The sequence below is a fragment of the Thalassococcus profundi genome (assembly GCF_003344785.1).
GTDB classification, from domain to species: domain Bacteria; phylum Pseudomonadota; class Alphaproteobacteria; order Rhodobacterales; family Rhodobacteraceae; genus Puniceibacterium; species Puniceibacterium profundi.
This window is the reverse complement of the sequence record NZ_QPMK01000014.1, coordinates 1-24906: the sequence shown is the minus strand read 5'-3', so window position 1 is coordinate 24906 and position 24906 is coordinate 1. Positions and strand designations below refer to the sequence as shown.

Genomic DNA, 24906 nt, shown 5'->3' with positions numbered 1-24906 from the left:
ATGTTTAGCTGACGCCACGGCGCGTTTTCTGCCAAAGGGACCGGACCCGCGCGATCCCTTTTGCAGAAGACGGACAGCAAAGGGACGAGGCCATGCGCTATATTCTCGCCATCGATCAGGGCACCACATCTAGCCGTGCGATCCTCTTTGACGAGGCGATGAAGGTTACGGCCATCGCGCAGGAAGAGTTCGAACAGCACTATCCCGACAGCGGCTGGGTCGAACACGAGGTGTCGGACCTGTGGTCCACCACCGCCGGCACCTGCCGCCAGGTGATCGAACGCGCCAGCATCCGGGCCGAGGACATCGCCGGCATCGGCATCACCAACCAGCGCGAAACCACCGTGGTCTGGGATGCCGAGACCGGGCAGGCCGTGCATCGCGCCATCGTCTGGCAGGACCGCCGCACCGCGTCCATCTGCGCCGATCTGCGCGAGCAGGGCCATGAAGAGATGTTCACCGACCGCACCGGCCTGCTGCTCGACCCGTATTTTTCTGGGACCAAACTCAAGTGGATCCTCGATCACGTCGAAGGGGCGCGCGAGAAGGCGAAGGCCGGAAAGCTGCTGTTCGGCACGGTGGACAGCTACCTGATCTGGAAGCTCACGGGCGGGGCCGAGCATGTGACCGATGCCACCAACGCCGCGCGCACGCTGCTTTACGACATCCGCAAGGGCCGCTGGTCCAAGACGATCTGCGATCTTTTCGACATCCCGATGGAGATGCTGCCAGAGGTCAAGGACACCGCCGCCGATTTCGGCATGACCCGGCCCGACCTCTTCGGCCGCGAGATCCCGATCCTGGGCGTCGCGGGCGACCAGCAGGCGGCGACTCTGGGCCAGGCGTGCTTCCAGCCCGGAATGTTGAAATCCACCTATGGCACGGGCTGTTTCGCGCTGCTCAACACGGGCGACACGCCGGTGCGCAGCAAGAACCGCTTGCTCACCACCATAGCCTATCAGTTCGACGGCAAACCGACCTATGCGCTCGAAGGCTCGATCTTCATCGCGGGTGCCGTGGTGCAATGGCTGCGCGACGGGCTCAAGATCATCCGCGAGGCCAAGGAGACGCAGCCGCTCGCGGAAACCGCCGATGCCAACCAGAACGTCGTTCTGGTCCCGGCCTTCACCGGCCTCGGCGCGCCCTACTGGAACGCCGAATGCCGCGGCGCGATCTTCGGGCTCACGCGCAATTCCGGTCCCGCCGAGTTCGCCAGGGCGGCGCTGCAATCGGTGGGGTTCCAGACCCGCGACCTGCTCGAGGCGATGCATGCAGACTGGACGCCCGACGGCGGCGACCAGGTGCTGCGCGTCGATGGCGGCATGTCCGCGAGCGATTATGCCATGCAGTTCCTGTCGGACATCATCGGCGCGCCGGTGGACCGCCCGAAGGTGCTGGAAACCACGGCGCTGGGTGTGGCCTGGCTCGCCGGACAGCGGGCGGGCATCTACCCGGATATGGAAGAGTTCGCCCGCGGCTGGGCGCTCGACCGGAATTTCGAGCCCGACATGGCCGAGGACAAACGCGCCGAACGGTACGCCGCCTGGCAGAGGGCGGTGCAGGCGACGATGGCGTTTTGACGCTGGGTTTTTCACTGCAGACCCCGCGCCGCGTCGTCTTTGGCCGCGACGCGCGCGACAGTCTGGCGGCAGAGGTCCGCGCCTTGGGGGCACGTGTACTTCTTGTGCGCGGCGGGTCGGCACGATGGGCCGATACGCTTGTCGCCGCGCTGGAAGGACTGGGCGCCGAGGTCGCGGTGCTTTACGGCGCCGGAGAACCGGACCTGCCGCTGCTGGAGGACCGCCTGCGCGAGGCGCGCGCCTTTGCGCCCGACGTGGTGGTGGGTCTCGGCGGCGGCGCGGTGATCGACCTCGCCAAGGCGCTTGCGGCGCTGGCTCCGGGGCAGGGCGCGGTGCTGGATCACCTTGAAGGCGTGGGCGCAGGCAAACCGCTGTCCGCCGCCCCGCTGCCCTTCGTCGCCGTGCCAACCACCGCCGGTACCGGGGCCGAGGCGACCAAGAACGCGGTCATCGGCGTGCCGGACGCGGGCCGCAAGGTCAGCCTGCGCGATGCCCGGATGCTCGCGGACCTTGCGCTGGTAGACCCGTCCCTGACCGATGGCTGCCCGCGCGATGTGACGCTGGCCTCCGGCCTCGACGCGGTGACGCAGGTGATCGAGCCGTATCTTTCGTGCAAAGCCAACGCCCTGACAGACCTCTTGTGCCGCGACGCGATCCCGCGCGGGCTGCGCGCGCTCCGGGCGCTCATGCAGGAAGAGGATACGGGCGCACGGGACGACATGGCGCTTTGCAGCCTTTACGGCGGCATCGCGCTGGCCAACGCGGGTCTGGGCGCGGTGCATGGCTTTGCCGGCGTACTCGGTGGGCGCACCGGGGCGGCACACGGGGCCATCTGCGGTCGGATGCTGGTGCCGGTGCTGCGCGCGAACCACGCGGCGGGCGCCGTGCCGCTGCGCATTGCCGAGGTGCAGGGCTGGATCGCGCAGGCCTTCGGCTGCACGCCCGATGCGGCCTTCGACAGTCTGGAGCATTGGATCGACGCGGCGGGCCTGCCGCGCCTTGCGGAGATGGGACAGGGGCTGGGTAACCCTTCGCAAGTCGTCGCCGAAGCGCGGGGCGCGTCGTCGATGAAGGGCAACCCGGTCACGCTGAGCGACGCGGCCCTGCACGGCGTGCTTGACGCGGCAAACTAAGAGCGCGCGCGGCCACCTTGGCGCGTTCTACGGAGCACGGCCCGCGTCACTCGGTATCCGCATCCCCCAGCCGCACGTTGCTCTTGCTGGCCGTCACGTCCGCAGCGCCGAAGCCCATCTCTTCCAGCGCAATGTTGGCGCCGAATGCGATCACGCCGACCGCGACAAATCCCAAAAGCATGGCTTTCATGGTCTACTCCTTTGGCGCCGTCTCGCGGCGCAGATAGGCGATCAGGTCGGCGCGGTCCTCTGCGCCGGTGATGCGTTGCATGGGCATCTTGGTCCCCGGGATATAGTGCTCGGGTCCGATGTCGAAAAGCGCGTCGATGGTCGCGTCGGACCATATCAGGTCCGAGCCGTCAAGCGCGTCGGAATAGCTGTAATCGCTGACCGTGCCCGCCTGCCGCCCGAAAAGATCGTAGAGCGTCGGACCGGCGCGGCGGGCGCTGCCGGGGGTCAGGGTGTGGCAGATGGAGCATTTGCGTTTGAACTGCCGCTCGCCATTGGGCATCTCGGCGGGATCGGCGAGGAACGACCGGTCGGCGGTCTGCATCTTGCCGTGATCGTCCATCGTGGCGACGGGCCAGGAATGCACCCGGTTGTCGAGACCGCCGGCATGGACGTTGCCGCCATCGGGCGAAAACGCCAGCGCCCAGATCGGTCCCTGCGTGGTGGCGCGGAAATCCTTCACGATGTCCCAGCCGTCGGACGCCACGACCATGATATAACCTTCGCCGTCGCCCACCGCGAGCAGGGCGCCATCGGGCGATGCCTCTATCGCAAGGATCGGCTGGCGTTCCAGCGACAGGTCGGCCAGGGCGTCGCCGGTGGCGGAATCGACGATACGCGTCACGCCGTCGACCGCACCATAGGCCAGCCACCCGGCGGCGTCGTTCAGGACCAGTTCGTTGATGCCAAACCCATGCGAGACCAGCCGCAGCGTCTCGGTCCCGCTGGCACTGTCCCAGATGCGGATCGTCCCGTCTGCCGAGGCCGAATAGAGCCGGGCGCCATCGGCGGAAAAGGCCACGTCGTTCACCGGCCCGTCATGGCCGGTTAGAAACCGACCCGCGCCGCCGTCCAGCGGCCAGAGGCCGATGGTCCCGTCCCAACTGGCAGAGGCGACCAGGCCGGCGGGTTCGGACACGGCAAGCGCAATCACCTTGCCCTGGTGCCCCTCCAGCCGTTCCGACGTACCGCTGGCCACGTCCCAGCGCCGCAGGTCGAAATCGTCGCTGCCGGAATAAAGCACGCCGCCCGGCGCGAAGGCCACGGCGTTCACCGCCGCCTCGTGACCGTCGAGCCAGCGCGGCGCGCGGTCCTCCCACAGCCCCACGGCGTTGTCGAAACTGGCAGTGGCGATTTCACCGCCGGGATCCGCGGCGATGCCCATGACCGGCCCGCCGTGCCCGTCGAGGGTGAAATACTCCTGCGCCGCGGCGGGCGCGGCGCAGGTCAGCAGCGCAAGCAGCAGGCGGCGCATGGCCTATTCAGCGGGGGTGGCCCCCTTGGGGGCGGCCCGCTCCTTGGCCTTCACATCCTCGACCCAGAGGTTGTGGTGCTCCTTTGCCCACTGCTCCTCGACCTGGCCCGAGCCCATGGCGTCATAGGCGCCTTCCATGCCGATGGTGCCGATGTAGATATGGCCGATGATGACCGCCATCAGCACGAAGCTGACGATGGCATGCCAGAGCTGAGCAAGCTGCATTTCCTCATGCGGCGCGAGGTCGGTGGAGAGCGGCGCGTAACCGGCAAGCTCGGGCAGACCCAGCGCGTTGATCTTCTCGAAGGTGGCCGCAAACATCGGCATCTCGAACGGGAAGAGCAGCGACAGCCCGGTGAGCGAGATTGAGGTGCCCAGCACGATCACCGACCAGAAGACGATCTTCTGCCCGGCGTTGAACTTCTTGGCATCGGGATGGCCGCCGCCGAAGAGGCCGCCGCCCTTGAGGATCCACTTGATGTCGGTGCGATCGGGCAGGTTGTGCCAGACCCACATGACGAAGATCATCACCAGCGCCAGCATGAAGGCCCAGCTGACGTTGTTGTGGACCCATTTCGATCCGATCGCGAGGGTCGAGAAGGTCTCGTGCCCGAAGGCCGGGATCAGGAACTTGCGACCGGCCAGGCTGATCAGCCCCGTGATCCCCAGCAGGATGAAGGATCCGGCCAGCATCCAGTGCCCCATGCGTTCGATGAACTTGAACCGTTCGATGGTGCGGCCGGTCTTTTCGCCGTCGATCCGGACCCGGCCACGGATCAGGTAGAACAGCGCCAGCAGCGCGATCATGCCCAAGAGCAGGTAGCCGCCATAGGTCAGCAGCGGGCCTTCGCGGAACTGCAGCCACCACATGCCGCTGTCCTGCATGAGCGTGCGCGCCGCCGGGCCGCGGGCCTGGGTGGTGATGTCGGCCTCGTCGAAGCGCAGCGCGCGCCAGAGGTCCGGGTCCGACGCTCCGCCCAGCGTACCGAGCGGGTCGGTGGTCGAGGCGGCGGCGTCGGGATCGCCCACGAGATCGGCGCGGCCGCTGTTGTCCACCGACAGACCCTCTTGCCGGCGCATGATGTCCTCGAGCGTTGGGGCAGGGGTCGCGGCGGGGGTGTCGGCGGGCGGCTCGGCATCCTGGGCCGTGGCGGCGAGGGGCGTGAGGCTCAGCAGGCACAGGACCAGGCAGAGGTGCAGGAATTTCATCGCGGGCTCCCAGAAGTCTCCGGTGGTGGATGGGCGCTGCGCTGTCGCAGCCATGTCGGAACACTTGAGACTTGCCGGGCCGACCGCGCGGCGCGCGCGTTTTCCTGCGGAGAACCGGATCGGCAAATCTGAAATATTCCGCCGGGGACGCGCCCCGGACGAAAAAGGGCCAGCGCAGCGGATCGCCGCGCTGGCCCCCCTGGTCAGGACGGATCAGCCGCCCTTCTGATCATAGGCCGTGCCCCAGCCCCAGGCGCCGGAGCCGAAGCCGCGGGCCACGACGCGCTCGCGGTAGATCGACGACACCACGTCGCCGTCGCCCGCCAGCAGGGCCTTGGTGGCGCACATTTCGGCGCAGATCGGCAGCTTGCCTTCGGCGATCCGGTTGCGGCCGTACTTCTGGAACTCGGCCTGCGAGGTGTTCTCTTCGGGGCCGCCCTTGCAGAAGGTACACTTGTCCATCTTGCCGCGGCTGCCGAAGTTGCCGGCCTGCGGGTACTGCGGCGCGCCGAAGGGGCAGGCGTAGAAGCAGTAGCCGCAGCCGATGCACAGGTCCTTGGAGTGCAGGACAACGCCCTCTTCGTCCTGGTAGAAGCAATCCACCGGGCAGACGGCCATGCACGGCGCGTCCGAACAGTGCATGCAGGCCACCGAGATCGACCGTTCACCGGGTTTGCCGTCGTTGATCGTCACCACCTTGCGGCGGTTGATCCCCCAGGGCACCTCGTGTTCGTTCTTGCAGGCCGTGACGCAGGCGTTGCATTCGATGCAGCGTTCGGCGTCGACGAGAAATTTAGCTCGTGCCATGTCTCATATACTCCTTATACCGCTTCGATCCTGCAGAGAGTCGCCTTGGTCTCCTGCATCTGGGTCACGCTGTCATAGCCGTAGGTCTGCGCGGTGTTCGTCGATTCGCCCAACACATACGGGTCGGCACCTTCGGGGTAATAGGACCGCCGGTCCTCGCCCTGCCAGTGGCCGCCGAAGTGGAAGGGCATGAAGGCCACGCCGCTGGCGACCCGTTCGGTCACCATCGCCATCACCTTGACCTTGCCGCCTTCGGGACCGTGCACCCAGACCTGGCTCCCGTCGCGGACGCCGAGGTTGTTGGCGTCGCGCGGGTTGATCTCGATGAACATGTCCTGCTGCAGCTCGGCCAGCCAGGGGTTCGACCGGGTTTCGTCGCCGCCGCCCTCGTATTCGACCAGTCGGCCGGAGGTGAGGATGATCGGGAAGTCGCCCGAGAAGTCCGTGGACTGGATCGACGAATACATCGTCGGCACGCGCCAGAACTTCTTGTCCTCGTAGGTCGGGTAGTCGGCCACGAGGTCGTAGCGGTTGGTGTAGAGCGGTTCGCGGTGCTTCGGCACCGGGTCCGGGAAAGTCCAGACCACCGCCCGCGCCTTGGCGTTGCCGTAGGGGGCGCAGCCATGGGCGATGGCCACGCGCTGGATCCCGCCCGAGAGGTCGGTCTTCCAGTTCACGCCGCCCACCGCGGTGTTGTAGTCGCTCTCGATCGGGCCGGTCTGCGACTGCTCGCCCACCGACTCCTCGCCGTCGCCGGCGGAGGTCGGCCGCTCGCCTTCCCAGCCCGCGACACGCTCGATGGCGCTGCGCTCTTCGTCGGTCAGGTCCGAATCCCAGCCCAGATCGACCAGCATCTGCATGGTGAACTCGGGATATCCGTCCTGGATTTCCGATCCCACCGGGTAGACGCCCTCGGCCAGCAGGTTGTCGCCGTCGCGCTCGACGCCGAAGCGGGCGCGGAAGCCCATGCCGCCGTCCTTCACCGGGACCGAGATGTCATAGAGATTGGGCGAGCCTGGATGGTTCATCTCGGGGGTCCCCCAGCTCGGCCACGGCAGGCCGTAATAGTCGCCGTCTGCCGGACCGCCGTTCGCGCGCAGCGTGGTGCGGTCGAAGGTGTGCTGGTTCTCCATGTGCATCCGCATCCGCTCCGGCGACTGGCCGGTGTAGCCGATGGTCCACATGCCGCGGTTGAACTCGCGGGTGATGTCCTCGATCAGGGGCTCGTCGCCATTGATCTCGATGTTGCGGAACATCTTGTCGGTAAAGCCGAACTTATCCGCGAAGAGCTTGATGATCTCGTGATCGGTCTTGCTTTCGAACAGCGGCTCGACGACTTTCTCGCGCCATTGCAGCGACCGGTTGGAGGCGGTCACCGACCCGTAGGTTTCGAACTGTGTCGCCGCGGGCAGCAGGTACACGCCATCGGTGCGGTCCTGCATGATCGCCGACACGGTCGGGTAGGGGTCGATCACGACCATCAGGTCGAGCTTTTCCATCGCCGTCTTCATTTCCGGCAGACGGGTCTGCGAGTTGGGTGCATGGCCCCAGAGCACCATCGCCCGGGTGTTGTCGGGCTGATCGAGGTTTTCGGCATCTTCGAGAACACCGTCGATCCAGCGCGACACCGGGATGCCGGTCTCGTTCATCATCAGACGGTCGGCCCCGTCGGGACCGGCGCCGGCCATGACCGAGAAACGGCCCTTGAGCCAGTCGAGATCCTCTTCCCAGACGCGCGCCCAATGGGCCCAGCTGCCGTCCGACAGGCCGTAGTAGCCGGGCAGAGTGTCCGCGAGAACGCCAAGGTCCGTGGCGCCCTGCACGTTGTCATGGCCGCGGAAGATGTTGGTGCCGCCGCCGGCGGTGCCCATGTTGCCGAGCGCCAGCTGCAGCACGCAGTAGGCGCGGGTGTTGTTGTTGCCGTTGGTGTGCTGGGTGCCGCCCATGCACCAGATCACGGTGCCGGGACGGTTGTTGGCCAGCGTCCGCGCAACGCGCTCGAGCTGGCTGCCCGGCGTGCCGGTGACGCGCTCGACCTCTTCGGGGGTCCAGCGGGCGACTTCTTCCTTGATCTGGTCCATGCCCCAGACGCGGGTGCGGATGAACTCTTTGTCCTCCCAGCCGTTCTCGAAGATATGCCAGAGGATGCCCCAGACCAGTGCCACGTCGGTGCCCGGGCGGAAGCGGACGTATTCGTCCGCATGGGCCGCGGTGCGGGTAAAGCGCGGGTCGCAGACGATCACGGGCGCGTTGTTCTGCTCTTTCGCCTTCAGGATGTGGAGCAGCGACACCGGATGCGCCTCGGCGGGGTTGCCGCCGATGAGGAAGATCGCCTTGGAATTGTGGATGTCGTTGTAGCTGTTGGTCATGGCGCCGTAGCCCCATGTGTTCGCAACGCCCGCAACGGTGGTCGAGTGGCAGATCCGCGCCTGGTGGTCGACGTTGTTGGTGCCCCAGTAGGCGGCGAACTTGCGGAAGAGATACGCCTGTTCGTTGTTATGCTTGGCAGACCCCAGCCAGTAGACCGAATCCGGGCCGCTTTCGTCCCGGATCGCCATCATCTGGTCGCCGATCTCGTTGATCGCCTGTTCCCAGCTGATCTTGACCCACTCGCCGCCCTCTTTCTTCATCGGGTACTTGAGACGGCGTTCGCCATGAGCATGCTCGCGGACCGCGGCGCCCTTGGCGCAGTGGGCGCCCAGGTTGAACGGGCTGTCCCAGCCGGGTTCCTGCCCGATCCAGACGCCGTCCGACACCTCGGCGACGACGGTGCAGCCCACAGAACAGTGGGTGCAGACCGATTTCACGTTCTTCACGGCGCTGGTGACGGCCGCCTGAGCGTTGGCCTGGGTCACCGACCCGGCGGTGGCGGCGATGGCGGCAAGACCGCCGATGGCAAGTCCCGATCCGCGCAGGAACGCGCGCCGGTCGACGGTCGATCCGGCAACCTCGGCCAAAAGGCCTGTCCGCTGCGCCCGTCGTGCGACCCCGTTTGTCTTTTTCCTAAGCATGTATCCCTCCCGTGCTGCCCGGTTCCGTCCCGGGACTGGCTAGGTCAGCCTGCCGCGTGCCTGCGGCGTGGCAATTGAAAAAAGCGTTCGGTCAGAACCGGGCGCTGTCGAAATAGGCGCGCGTATGCGCGGTGTCCTGCATCTTGTCCTTGCGGATCGGGGCAGGGCTGGCCTCGGCCTCGGTGCCGCTGACCGCAACGGCGGCCACGGCCGCGGGGGCTGCGGTCCCGGCCAGTTTCAGAAAATCGCGGCGGCTCTTGGCCGTCTCGTCCTTGCTGGGCATCTTTTGTGCCTCCCTGTTGTCAGGCCGGTGCGGCCCTTGGTTCGGGCGGGATCCCCCCCGCCGATCGGTTCCGGATCACTCCGGGGCTAGTCTGAACGCCTCGCGCTCGATCTCCATGAAGGCGCGGCCGACAGAGCCGAGCGCTGCATAGAGAACGGCGGATTTCGCCTTTTCCAGGTCGGCGAAGAAATGGCCGGCCCAGGGTGCGATGTGGCGGTTGAAGAATTCCTTCTGGTCCCCAAGGCTCGCCGGGTCGGCGAAGCGTCCGACGATCAGCCCGGCCATCACCTCCATCAGCGTGGCGATGTTGTCCTCGGGCTCGAAGACGTTGGGCGCGCGGGTGATCCGCCGCTTGGCGAGGTCGCCGCGCAGCACCGCCAGCGGCTTTTCGTTGAGAAAGCCGGTCAGGTAGTAGCTGGCGTATGGCAGGAGTTCGCCGCGGGCGAGGCCGATGAACAGCGCGTTGAATTCGCGGGTCGCTGTCTTGGGCTGCGTCGTGCGCGCACAATCCGCCAGCCGCGCAATCGCTTGGCCCAGATCGCTGTCGTCGCCAGATAGGCCCGCGGTCTGCGCCAGCAACATCTCGTCCGGCGGCGCCGACAGCATCAGCCCGAGGTAGTTGTAAAGATCGGCGCGAAGCCGGTCTTCCGCTGACACATCCGATAATTTGGCGGCCAAGCTGCTCATCCCGACTCCGTCTCAAAACGGAAGCGCATGCGCCGCGGGATTGCGGCCATGTCTTCAGTTGGTTCAGTTTTCTCACCAATTTCCGCCGGGGACATTGCGACCTTGGTCGTAGATGCAGGTGCAGCATCCTCCACCGGCATCGTTTCCAGGGGCGTTTCGGCCGCCTCGGCGGGCGGTGTTGCGGATGCGCCAACGGTCTCGTGCCGTTCGTCCTCCATCGCGGCGCGGCGCGCTTCTTCGGCCAACGCCTCGACGTGCCGCGTCAACCCGCGGCCCACCTGGTAGGCGGTGCGCACGCCCGGCGCATCCGTCGCGGCATTGGTGAAATCTCCGTCGTAATCGTTCAGCCCGTCGACACAGGCCAGCACCGGGTTGCTGCGCCACAGGCTGCGCAGCGCGCGGCGGCGCAGGCGCTCGGGCACCTCGCGCTTGAGAAACCCCTTGATGTCGTCGCCGAGCGAAATGCTGTCCGGATCGGGCAGGTTGAACTCCGCCAGGATCTCCGCATCCGGGCGCTCGGAGATCTCGGCCTGCCTGCGTTGAACATCGGCCTCTGCGCGCGCCTGTTCGGCCTCGGCGGCACGGCGGGCGGCGGCAGCCTCCTCGGCCTCTACTCCGGCGCGGCGGCGCGCCCAGAATGACTGGTCCCGGCTCATGGCGGACCCGCCTTGCGCGCACCCGGCGCGCGATAGACGTCGGTGGGCTGCGCAATGCGCGGATCGCCGATGCCGTCCTGCTGTTTTGCGTCCATATGCTTGCGTCGCTTGCGCTTCACGAACTGTTCCTCGACGTAATGCGCGTCGGTAAAGCTCTGCACCCAAGCCGCCAACCCGGCGGGCATGGCGACCTTCTCCACGATCTCCTCGCCGCTTTCCGCAAAAAGTTGCGCTTCGTGCGGCGACGCCGTCACCAGGTGCACCGCATAGGGCCAGGCGCCCGAGGCTTCGCGCAAAACGACGTAGACGCAAGGAGCCGGTTCCGACAGGGCGATCTTGTAGGCCTCCGCCTCGCCCCGGTAGAGCGTCAGCGGCACCGTCGCGGCATGGAATTCCGCCGCTTCGCCATCTTCGCGCAGCAGCGTCCAATCCGCGGCTCCGGCGCCGGGCAGCACCGCCACCGGTTTCCACGACCATTTCGCCCAGCGGGTCACGCCGGGCAGTCGCCGGATCACGACACCCAGGGCCATCGAGATCGATTTTTCAGCCGGTACAGGCACGGTTGCTCCCAAAACTGTGCACAACCAGTATGGCCAGTCTCTTGTTCAAGGCAAGGGGGTACGGTATTCCATCGTCTACACTTTTTCGAAAACACCCGTTCCGCTGGCGTGCGTCTGCATGCGGCGACACGGCGACCCGAGAGGCCCCCATGGCAAAGACCCTGCTGCTCTGCGACTGCCTGAAAAGCCAGACGCTCGATCCCGACGTCATCGCGGCGGGCAGCGGGCTGGGCTGTTCGCGCGTGCACACGGCGCTGTGCCAGCACCAGGGCGAGGCCGCGGCGCAGGCGCTGGCCGCAGGCGACGTGATCGTCGCCTGCCAGCAGGAGCGTGCCTTTTTCGAGGATCTCGCCACCGAGATCGGCGCCGAGATGCCGGGCTTCGTCGACCTCCGCGACCGCGCAGGGTGGAGCGACGAAGGCGCCGATGCCGCCCCCAAGATGGCGGCGCTGGCCGCCGAATCGGCGCTGCGCTTTGCCGCCCCCCGGTCGATCGACGTCGTTTCCGAAGGCACCTGCCTGCTGATCGGGGCAGGCGAGCAGGTGTTCGACACCGCCGCCCGGCTTTGCGACACGCTGGCGGTGACGGTCCTGCAGACCGACGACCAGGATCTGCCCGCCGACCGCCGCTTCGACGTGATCCGCGGCACCCTGCGGCAGGCGAAAGGCGCGCTCGGCGGCTTCACCCTGCGCTTCGACGGTTTCCGGCAGGTGCTCCCGGGCGGCCGCGGCCCGCTGCGGTTCAGCGAACCCCGCGACGGGGCGGCGTCGGACTGCGACATCATCCTCGACATCTCCGGCGACCAGCCACTCTTTTCCGCCCATGAAAAACGCGAAGGCTACCTGCGCGCCGATCCGCGCCAGCCGGTCGCCGTGGCGCAGGCCGCCGCGGACGCGATGCAGCTGGTGGGCACCTTCGAGAAACCGCTCTACGTGCGGCTCGAGCCGTCGCTCTGCGCGCATTCCCGCGCCGAACAGACCGGCTGCACCCGCTGCCTCGACATCTGCCCAACGGGCGCCATCACGCCCGATGGCGAACATGTGAGCGTCGATCCGATGATCTGCGCCGGCTGCGGCGCCTGTTCGGCGCTCTGCCCCTCGGGTGCGATCAGCTACGACGCGCCCCCGGTGGCCGATGTCTTCCGCCGCATCGATACGCTGGCGCGCGGCTACCGCACAGCGGGCGGTCAGGCGCCGCGGCTGCTGGTCGTCGATGCCGAGCACGGGTCCGAGATGATCCGCCTCGCCGCGCGTTTCGGCCGCGGCCTGCCGGCGGATGTCATCCCCTTCGAAGTCGCGGCGCTTGCGGGCTTTGGACATGCCGAGATGCTGGCGGCGCTCTCGAGCGGCTTTGCCACGGTCGACGTGCTGCTCGCGCCGCGTACCGAACGCCCGACGCCGGAATTCGAAGTGTCGCTCGCCAATGCCATCGCCGGGCGGGCTGCGGTGACGCTGCTCGACATGGCCGATCCGGACGCGCTCTCCGACCACCTCTACGCCGCCGAGGCCGGCACCCCGGTCGCCACCCCCGCGCTGTCCATCGGAACCCGCCGCCAGGTCACCCGCGTCGCCGCCACCGCCCTGCGACCCGATGCGCCGGTGATCGACCTGCCGGAACACGCGCCCTACGGCGCGGTGCTTGTTGACACCGACGCCTGCACGCTCTGCCTCTCCTGCGTGTCGCTCTGCCCCTCGGGGGCGCTCGCCGACAACGAGGACAAGCCGCAGCTTCTGTTCCAGGAAGACGCCTGCCTGCAATGCGGCCTCTGCGCCAACATCTGCCCCGAGGACGCCATCACCCTCGAGCCGCGCCTGAACCTGCAGCCGGAGGCGATGCGCCAGGAGGTGCTGAACGAGGAAGAGCCCTTTGCCTGCATCGAGTGCGGCAAGCTCTTCGGGGTGAAAAGCACCATCGAAGCGGTGACCGAAAAACTCGCGAACCACTCGATGTACGCCAACCCGAATGCGCTGCGGATGATCCAGATGTGCGACACCTGCCGGATCAACGCGCAGTACCATTCCGAGAACAACCCCTTCGCCGCCGGCAGCCCGCGCCGCCCGCGCACCACCGACGACTACCTGAGCGAAAGCCCGTCGAAACGCCGCGACCACTGATCCCGCCGAGCTCCCGGGCGCGGTCCTCAGCCAAACCCGCGCCCCTTCATCTTGCCGATAAACTCCGGAGAGCACGAGAGGCAGCGCCTCTCGTATCGCCCGGGGAACCCGGCGATCCACCGCCGCGCCGCAGCTCCGAACCCTGCGCGGCCGATCCGGTCCGGACCCAGGCCGGGGCGCACAGCCGGCAGGACCAACCGCATGCCCGGGCGTCCGAACACCTGCCCGCCGCAGCCAACGCGACCGGCCGATTCCAGCCCGCCCCGCAGACCGGGAGACAGTGCAAGAGCCCGCGCGCGTCCCCACTTTGCTTCTCTGGTTCACAAATACCTCAGAGAGCACGAGAGACAGCGTCTCTCGTAGCGTCCGAAGGACGATTCACGCTCTTACGAAACCGTCACTCGTCCAGAGACCCGTGCACCGCGAACTGCATGATGTCCGCCTCCTGCGCCTCGATTACGCGAAAGCTTTCGCGCACCCCGGCCTCGGTCAGCTCCCGTGCCACGGTCAGCAGCGTGTTGGGCGCGTGATCGGCGCAGAGATCGATCATCTGGTCGATTTCTTCCGCGGCCACGCCGCGCGCCGCCTCGATCGACGGCGCGCCGTAGCGGTCGACGAAATGCTGTGCCAGGCCGTCGACCAGGCGCGCGCGCTCCATCGTCTCGATCTGTGTCACCGCGACGAAACTCACCCGCCCGAAGGTCTCGATCCCCAGCCAGCCGTTGGCAAAGGCCTGCCGCGCCTTTCCGACGAGGTCGCCGTCGGACCAGTTGGAAAATTCGAACCCGCCCGAGAGGCACCATTCGCCGGTGCGCGCCGGTTGCGCAAAGACGTTCAGGTCGGATTCGTCGAAATGGATCGCGCGGGCGAGTTTCATGCGGGCGTCTCCGTCAGTTGCGCGGTGAGCGGGATCAGCCTGGTGCCGTTTTCGGTCTTCAGCAAGAGCCCGAGGTCCTCGTCGATGCCCAGATACGCGCCGGTGGTCCCACCAAATGCCACAGGACCGTCGGTGCCGGTCAGCAGGCCGGACCATTCCCGGTGCAAAGGTGCCGTGCCCTCGGCCTCCCAGCGGTGCAGCCAGGCGAGGGTGTGGCGGGCCCAGGACTCCAGCAGATCCTGCGGGAAGAGGTCGCCGCAGCCTTCGGAATAAAGCGCCGTGCGGTCCGGATCGGCGCCGGCCTCGTCGCTTTCGGGAACGAAGCGCAGGGAAAATCCGATCACGAGCCAGTCGGGCACGGCGGCGGGATCAGCGTCGGAGGCGCAGGCGGAAAACCCGCCGCAGTGCCCGCCGTTGACGCGCAGCGTGCCGTCCCATTCCATCTGCACCGGCAGTTCCGCCGGTCCCAGGGCCCCGAGGGCGTTCTGCAATCCCACCTGCGCCAGCGGCAACATCGCCATGGCGCGGCAAAGCGGTACTTCGGGCGCCAGCACGATGGCCGCGCGCAGCACTTCGGGGCCGGGATCGTAGAGGATCAGTCCCGCGTCGCAGCCCTCCGCCGCCGCCCGGCAGGCCGCTGCAAAGGGGTCGGCCCCCGCGGTCATCCGTCCGCTCAGGAGCGGCGGAAACTGCGGGGCTGCGCTCATGCCTGGCCCTCGGCGATCATCCTGCGGGCGATGTCCCGGAAAGCAGTGGCCTGCGGGCTGTCGGGTTTCGACACGACGATGGGTGCGCCGCCGTCCGAGGCCATGCGGATGTCGAGGTGCAGCGGCACCTCGGCCAGCAGCGGCACGCCCAGCTTCGCGGCCTCCGCTGCGACGCCGCCATGGCCGAAGATGTGTTCTTCATGGCCGCAGTTCGAACAGATGTGCGTCGACATGTTCTCGATCAGGCCGAGGATCGGCACCTTCATCTGGTTGAACATGTCGATGCCCTTGCGCGCATCCAGCAGCGCCACGTCCTGCGGGGTCGAGACCACGATGGCGCCGTCGACCTGTGCCTTCTGGGCCAGTGTCATCTGCACGTCGCCGGTGCCCGGCGGCAGGTCGACCAGCAGCACGTCGAGCGCGCCCCACTGCACCTGCATCAGCATCTGTTGCAGCGCGCCCATCAGCATCGGTCCGCGCCAGACCACCGCCTGGCCCTCGTTGGTCATGAGACCGATGGACATCATGGTGACGCCGAAATTGCGCATCGGCAGGATGGTCTTGCCGTCGGGACTGGCGGGGCGGCCTGTCACACCCAGCATCCGCGGCTGCGAGGGCCCGTAGACATCCGCATCCAGCAGACCTACCCGGCGGCCTTCGGCGGCCAGCGCGCAGGCGAGGTTCGACGATACGGTGGATTTGCCGACACCGCCCTTGCCGGAGGCGATGGCGATGATCCGGTCGACGCCGGGCACCTTCTCGGGGCCGCCCTGCAGCGGCTTCGGCGGGTGCGAATGGCCCGAGCCCTTGAGGTCGGGCGGCGGTTTCGGCGCCGAATGCGCGGTCATCACCGCCGAGACCGACGTGGCCCCCAGCGCCTTGACCGCCGCCTCGGCGGCGTCGCGCACAGGGCCATAGGCCTGGGCCTTGTCGGGGGCCACCTCGAGCACGAAGCGCACCGCGCCGTCCTCGACGGTAAGCGCGCGGACGATCCCGGCCGAGACGATGTCGTCGCCCCCCACCGGGTCGCGCAGGTCCTTGAGCGCGGTCAGGACCGCGTCGCGTGTCAGTGTCACGTCTGCCCTATCCCTTGATCGTGCCGGTGACGGTGTGGGTCAGGTCCAGCCCGTCCACCGTCAGCACCACCTTGGCTTCGAAGGTCTTGCCTTCGGTTCCGTCCGTTTCGCGCATGGCCTCTTCGATGGCCTGCTGGGACGTGACGCCGACCTGTTTCAGAAATTTCCGCATCGACATGTTGAAATCGTCGCTCATCTGTCCCTCCCCTAGAACTGGCATGAAGCGTTGACGGGTTTAGGATAGGCCCACTAGGCTTGCAAGCCACAGCTTCGGGAGGAGAGAGGCGAAATGTGGCGGATCGCTCTGACACTGGCCCCGATATCGGCACTGGCTCTGGCACTGCCGACGCTGGCAGCCGCGCAGGAAGCCGACAAGCGCCTGCGCCTCGCGGTGCCGCCGGAGCTGGTCGAAAGCGGCGTGATCGACTACCTGGTGCCGCGCTTCTCGCTCAAGACCGCGACGCGGATCACGGTTGTGGGGCCGGGGGCGGAGGCGGACGCGCGCCTCGGCAGCGACGGTCGTGTGGCCTTTGAAGGGCTGGGGCAGGTATGGCACCTCTCGGTCGGCGCCGATCCCGATGCGGAGGCCTTTGCCGACTGGCTGTTTTCCGAGGTGGGCCGCAATACCCTCGACAGCTTTGCCCCGGACGGCGAGACGGTGTTCACGTCGGAGGTCAGGAAGACCGTGGCCGTGGCCAAGGTCAGCTATGACGGTGACGCGGGTGAGGGGGCCGAACTGGCGCTCACCCACTGCGGCCGCTGCCATGTGGTCGGAGAGATCAACCGGCGCAAGTCCATCGGCTCGACCCCGTCTTTCGCGGTGTTGCGGACACTGAGCGACTGGGACAGCCGGTTCCAGGCCTTCTATTCGCTGAACCCGCATCCGGCCTTTACCCAGATCGCGGAGGTGACGCCGGAGTTCGACATCACCCGCCCGTCGCCGATTGCCCCGGTCGAGATGACGCTGGACGACCTCGAGGACATCATGGCCTATGTGGCGAAGATCGCCCCGGCCGATCTGGGGGCGCCGATCCAGTCGCGGTGAGTTTCGAACGGAAGGTTGCCCGCGCCCCGGGGCAGGGGCTCAGAGCCGCTGGACATCAGTCATTTTACTCTGATGAAGCGCCGACTCACGTTGGATAGATTTTCCGCCAGAATTTCCGTTGCGATAGTGGCCGAAGTCACTCGCACGGAATCAACCCGAAGGCGCCGTGCCAGCGCCGACCCGCCCCCCGGGGCGGCGCTTTGGTTGGTCTTGGTACGAAGCCGGGGCTTCGTTCGGATCTGGCTGCTGTAAAGTGCCGGGCTGCGGGGTCAAGAGCGCCACCCCGCGAGCCGGCGCTGACACTCTGACCCTAAATGCCCCCCTGTGCTTCGCCCTTTCGCGCATCGCACTGTCCTCGGAACGTAGCGAAGATGCCAGGACGGTCTGAAACGCCCCCGGTCGCGCATAGGCAAGGCACACTGGCGACCAAGGCGGCAAAATCACTCCGCGCTCTCCGGCCGGACACTCACAGCAACGCGCGCAGCGGCTCCAGCAGGCCCTTGTTGCGCAGGGTGCGGACCGGGTAGCTCTCGTCATTGATGAAGCGGTCGAGCGTGAAGCCCGGTTCGATCTTGGTCAGCTTCTCGGCCGTGGCCATCGCCTTCTCGTGCTGGCCCTGCACCGTGTAGAGCGCCAGCAGATGCCGGTGCGCCGGACGGAAGGACGGGGCGGCGCGGGCGGCGGCCTCTCCGGCCTCGAGCGCCATGTCGGGCTTGTTGCAGGCGATAGCGACGATGCAGTGGTAAAGGTCCCACCACTGCCGGAACGGCGAAAACCGCGCGATGGTCCGCGCCTTCTGGGACAGATCGAACGCGGCCGCCGGATCCCCCGCCAGCATCTTGGCCGCCGACAGCGCCTGCCAGGTGAACGCGTTGCAGGGACTGCGCGCCACCGCCTGTTCGGCAAGGTCCGACGCCCCGGCGGAATCGCTCAGCGCCATCACCCGGGCATGGCCCACCAGCGACTGCGCCAGCGGGTTGTCCGACGACAGCTCCATGGCGCGGTGGCTGAACTCGGTGATCTCTTCGAGAATCTGGCGGCTGTCCGCGCCGGTCAGCTCGATGAGCTGGATCGTCCGCACCAATCCGCGCCAGGCGAGGTAGACGCCATTGGGATCGGCATCGAAGGCTTGCCGGAGCAGCCCGTCCGCCTCGGCCAGCGACGGCCCTTCAAAGCTGAACATCCGGTAGAGCGCCAGCCGCGACAGTGCGGTGGCCCGCGCCTCGGGGCGGCCGTTCTCGATCACCAGCGGCAGCTTGCCCAGTACCCGGTCGGCAGCTTCGAAGACCACCGTGGCCACGTCGTTGGTCGAGCGCAGCACATCTTCGGCGCGGTCGAGCGGCAGCAGCTTGGAGAACAGGATACGGCCCGACGGGCTGTGCGTGACCTTGATGAAGACCGTGGGCTTGCCGTCGGTTTCGGCCAGGTCGCAGGACACGTCCATGTCGGCCCGCGCCTGATCGGGGTCGGGTGCCGTGTCTGGGTCGGCGCGGCGCCAGGCGCGGACCTGTTCGGTGATGTTCTCGCCGATCTGGTTGGCCAGCACGTCGCCGATCAGCGTATTGGCTCCGGCGCCATGGGTCTGCGCGTGGCAATAGAGGATGACGCCGTCGCTTTCGGAGGGCCGGCTCTGGTCGAACTTCGCCTTGAGCCGGCTGCGTTCGTCGCGCAGCCAGTCGTCGAACTCCGGATCGCGCACGTCCAGCCCTTCGAGCAGCTCGCGGCTGGTGTCGAGGGCGAAATCGGCACCCAGAACATCCACCTGCACCCGCTGCGGATCGAGCCCGATGCCGGACCGGTCGCTGGTCAGCAGGTCGCCGCAGTCGCCAAGGCCGCGGCGCAGCTTGCTCAGCGCCTGGCGCAGGTTGGCGCTTGCCTGTTCGGGGCCGAAGGTGCTCCAGAGCTTGTCCTCCAGCCAGCGGCGCGGGCGCGTCATCTTGGGGCTGAGCGCGAGGATCGCCAGCAGCGCCTGGTTCTTGGCGCCCACCGGGGTCAGGTCCGTTCCGTCCGGCCCCGCCACATTCAGCGGGCCGTTGACGTCGATCCGAATGCACGGCTTGACAGAAGACATTCCAAAAGCCTTTGAAATCAGAGGTCTGAACGGACAGGATAGAAACCGACAGTCGCAAGTTAACACTCGGCTGCCGCTGGGGCAATTAAGCGTTAATATTGCGTGAAAAGCCAGTGGCGCCGGAGATGCACTTTGACGCAAGGTCAGCCACAGGCCCATAGTTGGGCAAAGTTATTTCAACAGGGGGACCATATGTCCATTTTCGGAAGTCAGGGCAGCCAGGGAAGTCAGGGCAGCCAAGGGAGTCAGGGCTCTCAGGGCAGCCAGGGGTCGCAGGGCAGCCAGGGATCGCAAGGCAGCCAGGGGTCGCAAGGGTCGCAGGGCAGCCAGGGCGGCACCGCCGGAAGCGCGGCATCTCCCTACGTCAGCCTGTCGCTGATCCTCGCACGTGACGGCACGCAGCAATATTGGGACGGCAGCGCCACGCGCACACCGCAGCAGACCGGGCGCGACGCCTGGGCCACGTTCAAGTCGATGGCGGCGGGGCCGCGCATCGCGGTGCTGGACCGGACGCTAGACAGCATCTTCAACGTCACGCTCGACACCGCGGCGCATCCGAGCGCCCAGGGCCGGGTCTCGGTGGGCAGAGAGACGCTGGTGACGCTGACCAAACCCGAAGACGCGTTCCTGGCCCAACACCAGCTGCATTACCTGCGCGCCGCCGCCGATCTGCGCGGCGACCGGCTGGCCGAGATCTCGGTCGAGACCACCGACATCCTGTCCTTATTCGGCTCTGTCGGCTACCTGAGCGCCGATGCGACCAAGTGGACGCTGTGGCTGGCCAACGCGATGATCCGGCTCTGCACCTCTCTGGAGATGCCGCTGAAGATGGGGTTCGACGTGGCCCGGCCCATCGCCATGGCCTACGAAGTGCAGCCGATGATCCAGACGCCCGGCCACGGTGCCTGGCCCAGCGGACATGCCACCGAAAGCTTTGCCGTTGCGACGCTGCTGACGCGGCTGATGTACCAGGACACGTTCGATCCGAAGAAAGCCGTTCAGGACCAGAACGCGCTGATGCGCCACGCCGCGCGCATCGCGGCCAACCGCACCGTCGCAGGCGTGCATTTCCCGACCGACAGCATGGCCGGCGCGACCCTTGGCATCAGCATCGGCGAGGCGCTGGTGCGGCTGCTGGACGGTGAGACGGAAACGACGGGGCGCAGCTTCGACGGTTCGGGCTACACCGGCGATTTTAACCTGACCCTGCTGGGGGAGGCACTGGACAGTGGTGGCGCGATCACCGGACAATCGGTGGCGCTCGACCCCCAATGCGTGCCGCCATGGCTCACCGAGCTCTGGAGCAAGGCCAAGGCCGAATGGTAGGCCTTACGCGTTTGTGACAGGCGGCGCGCTGGACGGACCCGCACCGGCGCGCCATTTATGGCGCATGACAGACCGTCGTACATTCCTGACCACCGCCGGGGCTTTTCTTGCCGCCCCTCACGTCGCCCGTGCGCAGAATGACGACCTGCGCACCGCCATTGCCGAATTGCCGCAGCTGCACTCGCTGTCGATCCGTCAAGGTGACGAGGTCGTCTTTGCCGAAGCGCCGCGCGGACCGGGTCTCGACCGGCTCGCGAATATCAAGTCCTGCTCCAAAAGCATCGTGGCGCTGCTGCTGGGCGCCGCCATCGACCGCGAAGAGATCGCATCGGTCGACGCGCGGCTGGGTGACGTGGCGCCGTCGCTGCTTGGGCCGAGTGCCACCGAGGGCGCGGGCGACATCACGCTCGAGGACCTCGTGACGCTGCGCGCCGGGCTGGAGCGGACCTCGGGGCCGAACTATGGCGCCTGGGTCAGCTCGGCCAACTGGGTCGCCGATGCGCTTGGTCGCCCGATGGTCGCCGAACCCGGAGAACGGATGCTCTATTCCACCGGCTCCACCCATGTCCTGGGTGCGGCCCTGGCCGAGGCGACGGGGCAGAGCCTCCTGGCGCAGGCGCGGCAGCGCCTGGGCGATCCGCTGGGCATGGAAATCCCGGCCTGGACCCGCGATCCGCAGGGCTACTACCTTGGCGGCAACGAAATGGCGATGACGCCCCGGGCTATGCTCGACGTGGCGACCATGCTGCGCGACGGCGGACGGTTCCGCGGTGAGCAGGTGATCTCGGAAGACTGGATCGACGCCTCGCTGGGGCCGCGCGGCCGGTCGCCCTGGTCGGGTATGTCCTACGGCTATGGCTGGTTCCTGACGCGGTCGGGCTACGCGCTGGGCCGCGGTTATGGCGGTCAGGTGATCGCCGCGCACCGGGAGAGGGGGCTGGCGGTGGCCATTACCTCGGACCCGACCCAACCGGCGCGGTCCGAAGGGTATTTCGGTGCGCTCATGCGGCTTCTGGACGGGCCCGTGCTGGCCGTCGCCTAAAGCGTCCGGGGACGTGCGCCGCCCATTCCGGTGACGATGGCCGAACCGAGCTGCGCCGCCTCTCCGGGCGGCACCGGCAACAGGTCCAGCCGCCCCGGATCGAGGTCGTCCATCTGCGTGCCGTTGCCTGCCGCGGTGTTCGCGACGATCCGCGCCGCGCTCAATCCCAATGCCCGGGTCAGGCGCCCGGCGGCGGCGCTGGTGCCGTCGAGCGCGAAGACCGACCCCGAGATCGTTCCGCTGGCCAGCACGCCCCAATGAATGCGGCTGTCGTCGGCGCGGGTGGCCGCTGTCGGTTGGGGCACCGACCAGTCGGCTCCGACTGAGGTATAGTCGGGCGCGCGGTAGGTTGCGGTCGCCGGATCCCATTCCGCCGCACCGACGCTGAAGATCTGCCGCCGGGTGACCGAGGCGAGGGCGTTGAAGGTGCCGTCGCGGGTGATCGGGCAGCCGGGGGCGAGGCCCCAGTAGTTCTGCAATTCAGGGTCCCAGGCATAGGCATCGGGACTGTCGAAATAGCTTTGCCGTCCCTGCGGTCGGTAGCTGGGCAGGCTGTCGCCGCGCTGGATCTGCAGGTGCACGGTCACGTCCTGCGACGTCCGGCTGCGCACCGCCATCCGCCAGCCGCCCGCGGGCGCCAGAGCATCCCCGGCCAGCAGCGCGTTGGTGGGCGCCAGCGCCACCTGCCAGAACGGCTGCTGTTCCGTCTTCCCGTCCAGCCGGTGTGCGGGGTTGAGGTACAGTCGCGCCACGGCCTCGCCCGCCCCGTTGACAAGCGATCGGACCTGTCCCGGCTGCATCGCGGCAAAGCCCGATGCTGTGCCGTCCGGCGTGGTGACCGACACTTCGAGGTCAGTCGGGCAGACACCTGTTTCGGGGCGGATCTCCACGTAGCTGGGCGACAGGTCGTCGGGCTGCGCGCGCCAGACGATTTCGGCGGGACCGGTGCCGCCCTTGCCTCCGGGGGCGGTCAGCGTCGCCACCTGCCGGCTCAGGCGGTTGTTGCCGAAGGACCAGACCACGCGCACCGGCTGGCCGGTCCTGGCCTGCCAGGCGCAGGCTTCGCGGGCAATCTGGTAATCGGTGAAGCGGGTGCCGTCCTTCGGCCCCGCAAGCATGCCCAGAGAGATGTTGATGATCACCGGCGCCTCCGGGTCGATCCGCGCCGCCTGCGCCAGAATCCAGCGCACGCCCTGCACCATGTAGGATTCGAAATGCGTTCCGGATGTGTCCGCGATGGCCTGCGGCGGCAGCTGCACGCCCAGCAGAGGCCAGCCCGTGACCGGATCGTCGGCATCGTCGGGATCGGCGCCCGCGGCGAGGTCCAGCACCAGCGTGCCGTGGCTCTGGCTGAAATCCGTGGTGCGGTGGCCTTCGCGCGGAAACAGCTGCGCGTTGAGCGCGCCGTAGACCTGCGACTCGTCCAGAGCGGGCAGGGCAGAGAGCCAGCGGTTGATCTGTCGCCGCGTCAGCACCGTGCCCACATAGGCGCGGCGCGAATCGGCGCCCGGTCTGGTCTGCTCCAACGACTGCAGCCAGACCGCCTGGAACCGTGTGCGGTAGCCGCCATTGCGGCGCTTGCGGCGGAAGCGGGCGTTGAGAAAACCGAGACCGTCGTCGAGGATCGCGATGATCGGCGTAGCTTCGGGGCGCGCCGCGTCCTCTTCGGCCTCTTCCGCGTCGGCTGCACCGGCGGTGTTCTCCGTCGCCATCTCTTCGGCATTGCAGGGCAGGTCGGGATCAAGGTCCACCGCGACGCCAATGTCGATGATCTCGAAGAGGTCCTGCACCGGCGCGGGGTCTGCCCCGAGCCTGCGGTAGAGCGCGTATTCGTCCGGCAGCGCGACCGGAGCCTGGCCGTCAAGCCGGCGGTATTCCTCGGGATCCATCAGGTAGTCCGAGACCGGATCGTTCACCAGCGCGCGCAGGGCGGTGCGCGCGTCGGCCAGGCTCAGGCCGTCGGTCCTGAGCCGGACAAAGATCGGCTCTGCCCAGGCATGGCCGTCGGGATCGGGCGGCAGCAGCGCCTGACGCCGGTCCTGCATCAGACCGGTCCAGTCGAGGTAGCCATCCCAGAAATCCAATGCGTCCGGCGCCGTCCAGATCAGGGTCATCGCGCGCTCCCTATGTCCTTGTGAATATGCGCATCAGAAAACGCCGCCGCTGCCGCAGGGTCAAGCGGACCCGCGGCGATTGCGGAATATTCACGGCCCGGGCGGCGCATCTTGCAGTTTACCCAAGGGAAATTATGCGCGTCTCACGGAGGTTTTGCGCTGCGATCACTCTGCATTCACGGCGACGTTGCAGGATGAGGGCAAGAGATTTGTGCCGATCGTGAGTATCGAACCCGTTTTCCGACACACCGGACGCAACTGTCCGATCTGATCCGGGGGGACCAGAGCATGACATTCGAAACGCTGACCAACTCCACCACCCTGACCGTCATCGACGGCGGCGCCCGCGCGCCACGCCGCGCCGTCCCGGCCGCCGGTCTGCCGCGCCCTGTCACCCACCCGGCGCCGCGGCCCGAAGAGCTGGCCCGCGACATGGCGCAGGTCTATGCGCTGTCATTGCTGCGCGACCTGCCTCTGGCAGATCTTTTGAACCCCGAGACCGTCATCCTGCGCGATGGCGGCTCCCCGGTTACCCTGCGGATGCTGCTTGCCCAGCTCTCTGCCTTTTCCCGGCCTCATCCCCATACCGGCCGCGCAGAGAGCGAGGCAGGCCTGAACCTGTCCTCCGCGTCCTCGCAGGGTCATGCTGGTCACCGCCGATTCTCCCGCGGCGGTGGCCAGTGGACGCTTTTCGAACTGCTGTTCGGGGCCGGTATGGCCCTGGGGCCGCGCGCGCCGCTGTCGGCCTTCCTTGCCGCCGAAGGACCGCAGCCCGATGCCGTGCCCGAAACCGCGCTGCCGGTTCCGGCGCCCACCGCCCCGATGTCCGCCTGGATCGCCTGGGCCGAGGCCGAAACCGGCGCGGCGTTGCACCTGCCGGGACGTGGCCCGCGGGCCGCACGGCCCGAAGACCTGTCCGCGCTCTCCGCACGGGTGCATCTCGACGACCCGCGCCGGGCGGTTCTGGCGGCGGCGATCCTGCTGTTGTCGCAGGGCGTGCCACTCGACGCGGGGCTGGTGGCGGGAGGGGCGGGCTGGTCCGGCCCGCGCCTCATGTCCACGCTGTCCCGCGTTGCGGGCCGTGCGGCACGGGCCGCGCGCGCCGGGGCGGCAACACCGCGCCCG

The 24906-nt window shown here is 67.7% G+C and carries 21 protein-coding genes and 1 pseudogene; 7 read left to right on the top strand and 15 right to left on the bottom strand.

The features are described from left to right. Positions 1 to 92 precede the first annotated feature (92 nt). Together glpK and DU478_RS15960 are read left to right on the top strand one after the other, a co-directional pair. Positions 93 to 1580 carry a glycerol kinase GlpK gene (gene glpK / locus DU478_RS15965; RefSeq protein ID WP_114511972.1) on the top strand — a complete coding sequence of 496 codons (1488 nt, stop codon included), beginning with the start codon at positions 93 to 95 and terminating at the stop codon, positions 1578 to 1580. Further along, on the top strand, positions 1577 to 2713 hold the full coding sequence (locus tag DU478_RS15960) for an iron-containing alcohol dehydrogenase (RefSeq protein WP_233501357.1): 1137 nt from the start codon (positions 1577 to 1579) through the stop codon (positions 2711 to 2713). The genes glpK and DU478_RS15960 overlap by 4 nt, the downstream gene beginning before the upstream one ends. Positions 2714 to 2759: 46 nt before the next feature. Here the strand turns inward: DU478_RS15960 and DU478_RS23160 are convergent, their stop codons facing one another. The 9 genes from DU478_RS23160 to DU478_RS15920 all read right to left on the bottom strand — a co-directional run bounded on the left by DU478_RS23160 (position 2760) and on the right by DU478_RS15920 (position 11409). Beyond that, positions 2760 to 2903 (bottom strand): hypothetical protein, encoded by a 144-nt coding sequence (locus tag DU478_RS23160; RefSeq protein ID WP_199488359.1) that lies wholly within the window; start codon positions 2901 to 2903, stop codon positions 2760 to 2762. Between the two features lie 3 nt (positions 2904 to 2906). Continuing rightward, positions 2907 to 4196, bottom strand: a complete 1290-nt coding sequence (locus DU478_RS15955) for a c-type cytochrome (protein WP_114511971.1) — start codon at positions 4194 to 4196, stop codon at positions 2907 to 2909. A 3-nt stretch (positions 4197 to 4199) separates the two neighbouring features. Then, entirely contained in the window at positions 4200 to 5405 is a 1206-nt protein-coding gene (locus DU478_RS15950; RefSeq protein WP_114511970.1) for a formate dehydrogenase subunit gamma, read from the bottom strand. A 213-nt stretch (positions 5406 to 5618) separates the two neighbouring features. Then, positions 5619 to 6212 carry a formate dehydrogenase FDH3 subunit beta gene (gene fdh3B / locus DU478_RS15945; RefSeq protein WP_114511969.1) on the bottom strand — a complete coding sequence of 198 codons (594 nt, stop codon included), beginning with the start codon at positions 6210 to 6212 and terminating at the stop codon, positions 5619 to 5621. 14 nt (positions 6213 to 6226) lie between these two features. Further along, positions 6227 to 9223: a formate dehydrogenase subunit alpha gene (locus DU478_RS15940; RefSeq protein ID WP_114511968.1), complete on the bottom strand. Its 2997-nt coding sequence runs from the start codon at positions 9221 to 9223 to the stop codon at positions 6227 to 6229. Between the two features lie 91 nt (positions 9224 to 9314). Further along, on the bottom strand, positions 9315 to 9506 hold the full coding sequence (locus DU478_RS15935; RefSeq protein ID WP_114511967.1) for a twin-arginine translocation signal domain-containing protein: 192 nt from the start codon (positions 9504 to 9506) through the stop codon (positions 9315 to 9317). A 75-nt stretch (positions 9507 to 9581) separates the two neighbouring features. Next, positions 9582 to 10193 (bottom strand): TorD/DmsD family molecular chaperone, encoded by a 612-nt coding sequence (locus tag DU478_RS15930; protein WP_114511966.1) that lies wholly within the window; start codon positions 10191 to 10193, stop codon positions 9582 to 9584. Continuing rightward, on the bottom strand, positions 10190 to 10849 hold the full coding sequence (locus DU478_RS15925; RefSeq protein ID WP_114511965.1) for a DUF3306 domain-containing protein: 660 nt from the start codon (positions 10847 to 10849) through the stop codon (positions 10190 to 10192). The genes DU478_RS15930 and DU478_RS15925 overlap by 4 nt, the downstream gene beginning before the upstream one ends. Further along, positions 10846 to 11409, bottom strand: coding sequence for a DUF3305 domain-containing protein (locus tag DU478_RS15920; RefSeq protein ID WP_325048104.1), 564 nt, complete (start codon positions 11407 to 11409; stop codon positions 10846 to 10848). The genes DU478_RS15925 and DU478_RS15920 overlap by 4 nt, the downstream gene beginning before the upstream one ends. Positions 11410 to 11558: 149 nt before the next feature. Between DU478_RS15920 and DU478_RS15915 the strand changes: the two genes are divergently transcribed. Continuing rightward, positions 11559 to 13523, top strand: a complete 1965-nt coding sequence (locus DU478_RS15915) for a 4Fe-4S binding protein (protein ID WP_114511963.1) — start codon at positions 11559 to 11561, stop codon at positions 13521 to 13523. Between the two features lie 397 nt (positions 13524 to 13920). Here DU478_RS15915 and DU478_RS15910 read toward each other — a convergent pair whose 3' ends face one another. From DU478_RS15910 to DU478_RS15895, 4 genes are read right to left on the bottom strand one after another with little or no spacing between them, the layout of a single operon-like run. Then, positions 13921 to 14400 carry a DUF6505 family protein gene (locus tag DU478_RS15910; RefSeq protein ID WP_114511962.1) on the bottom strand — a complete coding sequence of 160 codons (480 nt, stop codon included), beginning with the start codon at positions 14398 to 14400 and terminating at the stop codon, positions 13921 to 13923. Next, the gene (locus DU478_RS15905; RefSeq protein WP_114511961.1) at positions 14397 to 15107 is read right to left on the bottom strand and encodes a biotin/lipoate--protein ligase family protein; all 711 of its coding nucleotides are present in this window, start codon (positions 15105 to 15107) and stop codon (positions 14397 to 14399) included. Before DU478_RS15905 ends, DU478_RS15910 begins: the two co-directional genes overlap by 4 nt. After that, positions 15104 to 16183 carry an Mrp/NBP35 family ATP-binding protein gene (locus DU478_RS15900; RefSeq protein WP_114511960.1) on the bottom strand — a complete coding sequence of 360 codons (1080 nt, stop codon included), beginning with the start codon at positions 16181 to 16183 and terminating at the stop codon, positions 15104 to 15106. The genes DU478_RS15905 and DU478_RS15900 overlap by 4 nt, the downstream gene beginning before the upstream one ends. Before the next feature lie 7 nt (positions 16184 to 16190). Then, positions 16191 to 16379: a DUF6494 family protein gene (locus tag DU478_RS15895; protein ID WP_114511959.1), complete on the bottom strand. Its 189-nt coding sequence runs from the start codon at positions 16377 to 16379 to the stop codon at positions 16191 to 16193. Positions 16380 to 16472: 93 nt separating this feature from the next. Between DU478_RS15895 and DU478_RS15890 the strand changes: the two genes are divergently transcribed. Further along, positions 16473 to 17228, top strand: a complete 756-nt coding sequence (locus DU478_RS15890; protein WP_114511958.1) for a c-type cytochrome — start codon at positions 16473 to 16475, stop codon at positions 17226 to 17228. Between the two features lie 466 nt (positions 17229 to 17694). Here the strand turns inward: DU478_RS15890 and DU478_RS15885 are convergent, their stop codons facing one another. Next, positions 17695 to 19299 carry a transcriptional regulator gene (locus tag DU478_RS15885; protein ID WP_114511957.1) on the bottom strand — a complete coding sequence of 535 codons (1605 nt, stop codon included), beginning with the start codon at positions 19297 to 19299 and terminating at the stop codon, positions 17695 to 17697. A gap of 192 nt (positions 19300 to 19491) precedes the next feature. Here DU478_RS15885 and DU478_RS15880 point away from each other — a divergent pair, with 192 nt between their 5' ends. Together DU478_RS15880 and DU478_RS15875 are read left to right on the top strand one after the other, a co-directional pair. Next, complete coding sequence (locus tag DU478_RS15880) at positions 19492 to 20625, top strand: phosphatase PAP2 family protein (RefSeq protein ID WP_114511956.1); 1134 nt, start codon at positions 19492 to 19494, stop codon at positions 20623 to 20625. A 64-nt stretch (positions 20626 to 20689) separates the two neighbouring features. Further along, a complete protein-coding gene (locus DU478_RS15875; protein ID WP_114511955.1) occupies positions 20690 to 21667 on the top strand; it encodes a serine hydrolase domain-containing protein in 978 nt (325 codons plus the stop codon). On the opposite strand, the gene DU478_RS15870 is transcribed toward DU478_RS15875, so the two are convergent. Further along, a complete protein-coding gene (locus DU478_RS15870) occupies positions 21664 to 23781 on the bottom strand; it encodes a hypothetical protein (protein WP_114511954.1) in 2118 nt (705 codons plus the stop codon). The two genes, DU478_RS15875 and DU478_RS15870, sit on opposite strands and share 4 nt — an antisense overlap. Positions 23782 to 24069: 288 nt before the next feature. On the opposite strand from DU478_RS15870, the pseudogene DU478_RS15865 reads away from it, so the two are divergent. After that, positions 24070 to 24906 (top strand): annotated as a pseudogene (locus DU478_RS15865) (hypothetical protein); the annotation flags it as partial.

Bases quoted from the DNA above. Each gene is read 5' to 3' on its own strand.
- DU478_RS15940 (WP_114511968.1), bottom strand. From the start codon at position 9,223: ATGCTTAGGAAAAAGACAAACGGGGTCGCACGACGGGCGCAGCGGACA.
- DU478_RS15870 (WP_114511954.1), bottom strand. From the start codon at position 23,781: ATGACCCTGATCTGGACGGCGCCGGACGCATTGGATTTCTGGGATGGC.
- DU478_RS15935 (WP_114511967.1), bottom strand. From the start codon at position 9,506: ATGCCCAGCAAGGACGAGACGGCCAAGAGCCGCCGCGATTTTCTGAAA.
- DU478_RS15895 (WP_114511959.1), bottom strand. From the start codon at position 16,379: ATGAGCGACGATTTCAACATGTCGATGCGGAAATTTCTGAAACAGGTC.
- glpK (WP_114511972.1), top strand. From the start codon at position 93: ATGCGCTATATTCTCGCCATCGATCAGGGCACCACATCTAGCCGTGCG.
- DU478_RS15925 (WP_114511965.1), bottom strand. From the start codon at position 10,849: ATGAGCCGGGACCAGTCATTCTGGGCGCGCCGCCGCGCCGGAGTAGAG.
- fdh3B (WP_114511969.1), bottom strand. From the start codon at position 6,212: ATGGCACGAGCTAAATTTCTCGTCGACGCCGAACGCTGCATCGAATGC.
- DU478_RS23160 (WP_199488359.1), bottom strand. From the start codon at position 2,903: ATGAAAGCCATGCTTTTGGGATTTGTCGCGGTCGGCGTGATCGCATTC.
- DU478_RS15905 (WP_114511961.1), bottom strand. From the start codon at position 15,107: ATGAGCGCAGCCCCGCAGTTTCCGCCGCTCCTGAGCGGACGGATGACC.
- DU478_RS15910 (WP_114511962.1), bottom strand. From the start codon at position 14,400: ATGAAACTCGCCCGCGCGATCCATTTCGACGAATCCGACCTGAACGTC.
- DU478_RS15950 (WP_114511970.1), bottom strand. From the start codon at position 5,405: ATGAAATTCCTGCACCTCTGCCTGGTCCTGTGCCTGCTGAGCCTCACG.
- DU478_RS15915 (WP_114511963.1), top strand. From the start codon at position 11,559: ATGGCAAAGACCCTGCTGCTCTGCGACTGCCTGAAAAGCCAGACGCTC.
- DU478_RS15875 (WP_114511955.1), top strand. From the start codon at position 20,690: ATGACAGACCGTCGTACATTCCTGACCACCGCCGGGGCTTTTCTTGCC.
- DU478_RS15885 (WP_114511957.1), bottom strand. From the start codon at position 19,299: ATGTCTTCTGTCAAGCCGTGCATTCGGATCGACGTCAACGGCCCGCTG.
- DU478_RS15880 (WP_114511956.1), top strand. From the start codon at position 19,492: ATGTCCATTTTCGGAAGTCAGGGCAGCCAGGGAAGTCAGGGCAGCCAA.
- DU478_RS15930 (WP_114511966.1), bottom strand. From the start codon at position 10,193: ATGAGCAGCTTGGCCGCCAAATTATCGGATGTGTCAGCGGAAGACCGG.
- DU478_RS15955 (WP_114511971.1), bottom strand. From the start codon at position 4,196: ATGCGCCGCCTGCTGCTTGCGCTGCTGACCTGCGCCGCGCCCGCCGCG.
- DU478_RS15890 (WP_114511958.1), top strand. From the start codon at position 16,473: ATGTGGCGGATCGCTCTGACACTGGCCCCGATATCGGCACTGGCTCTG.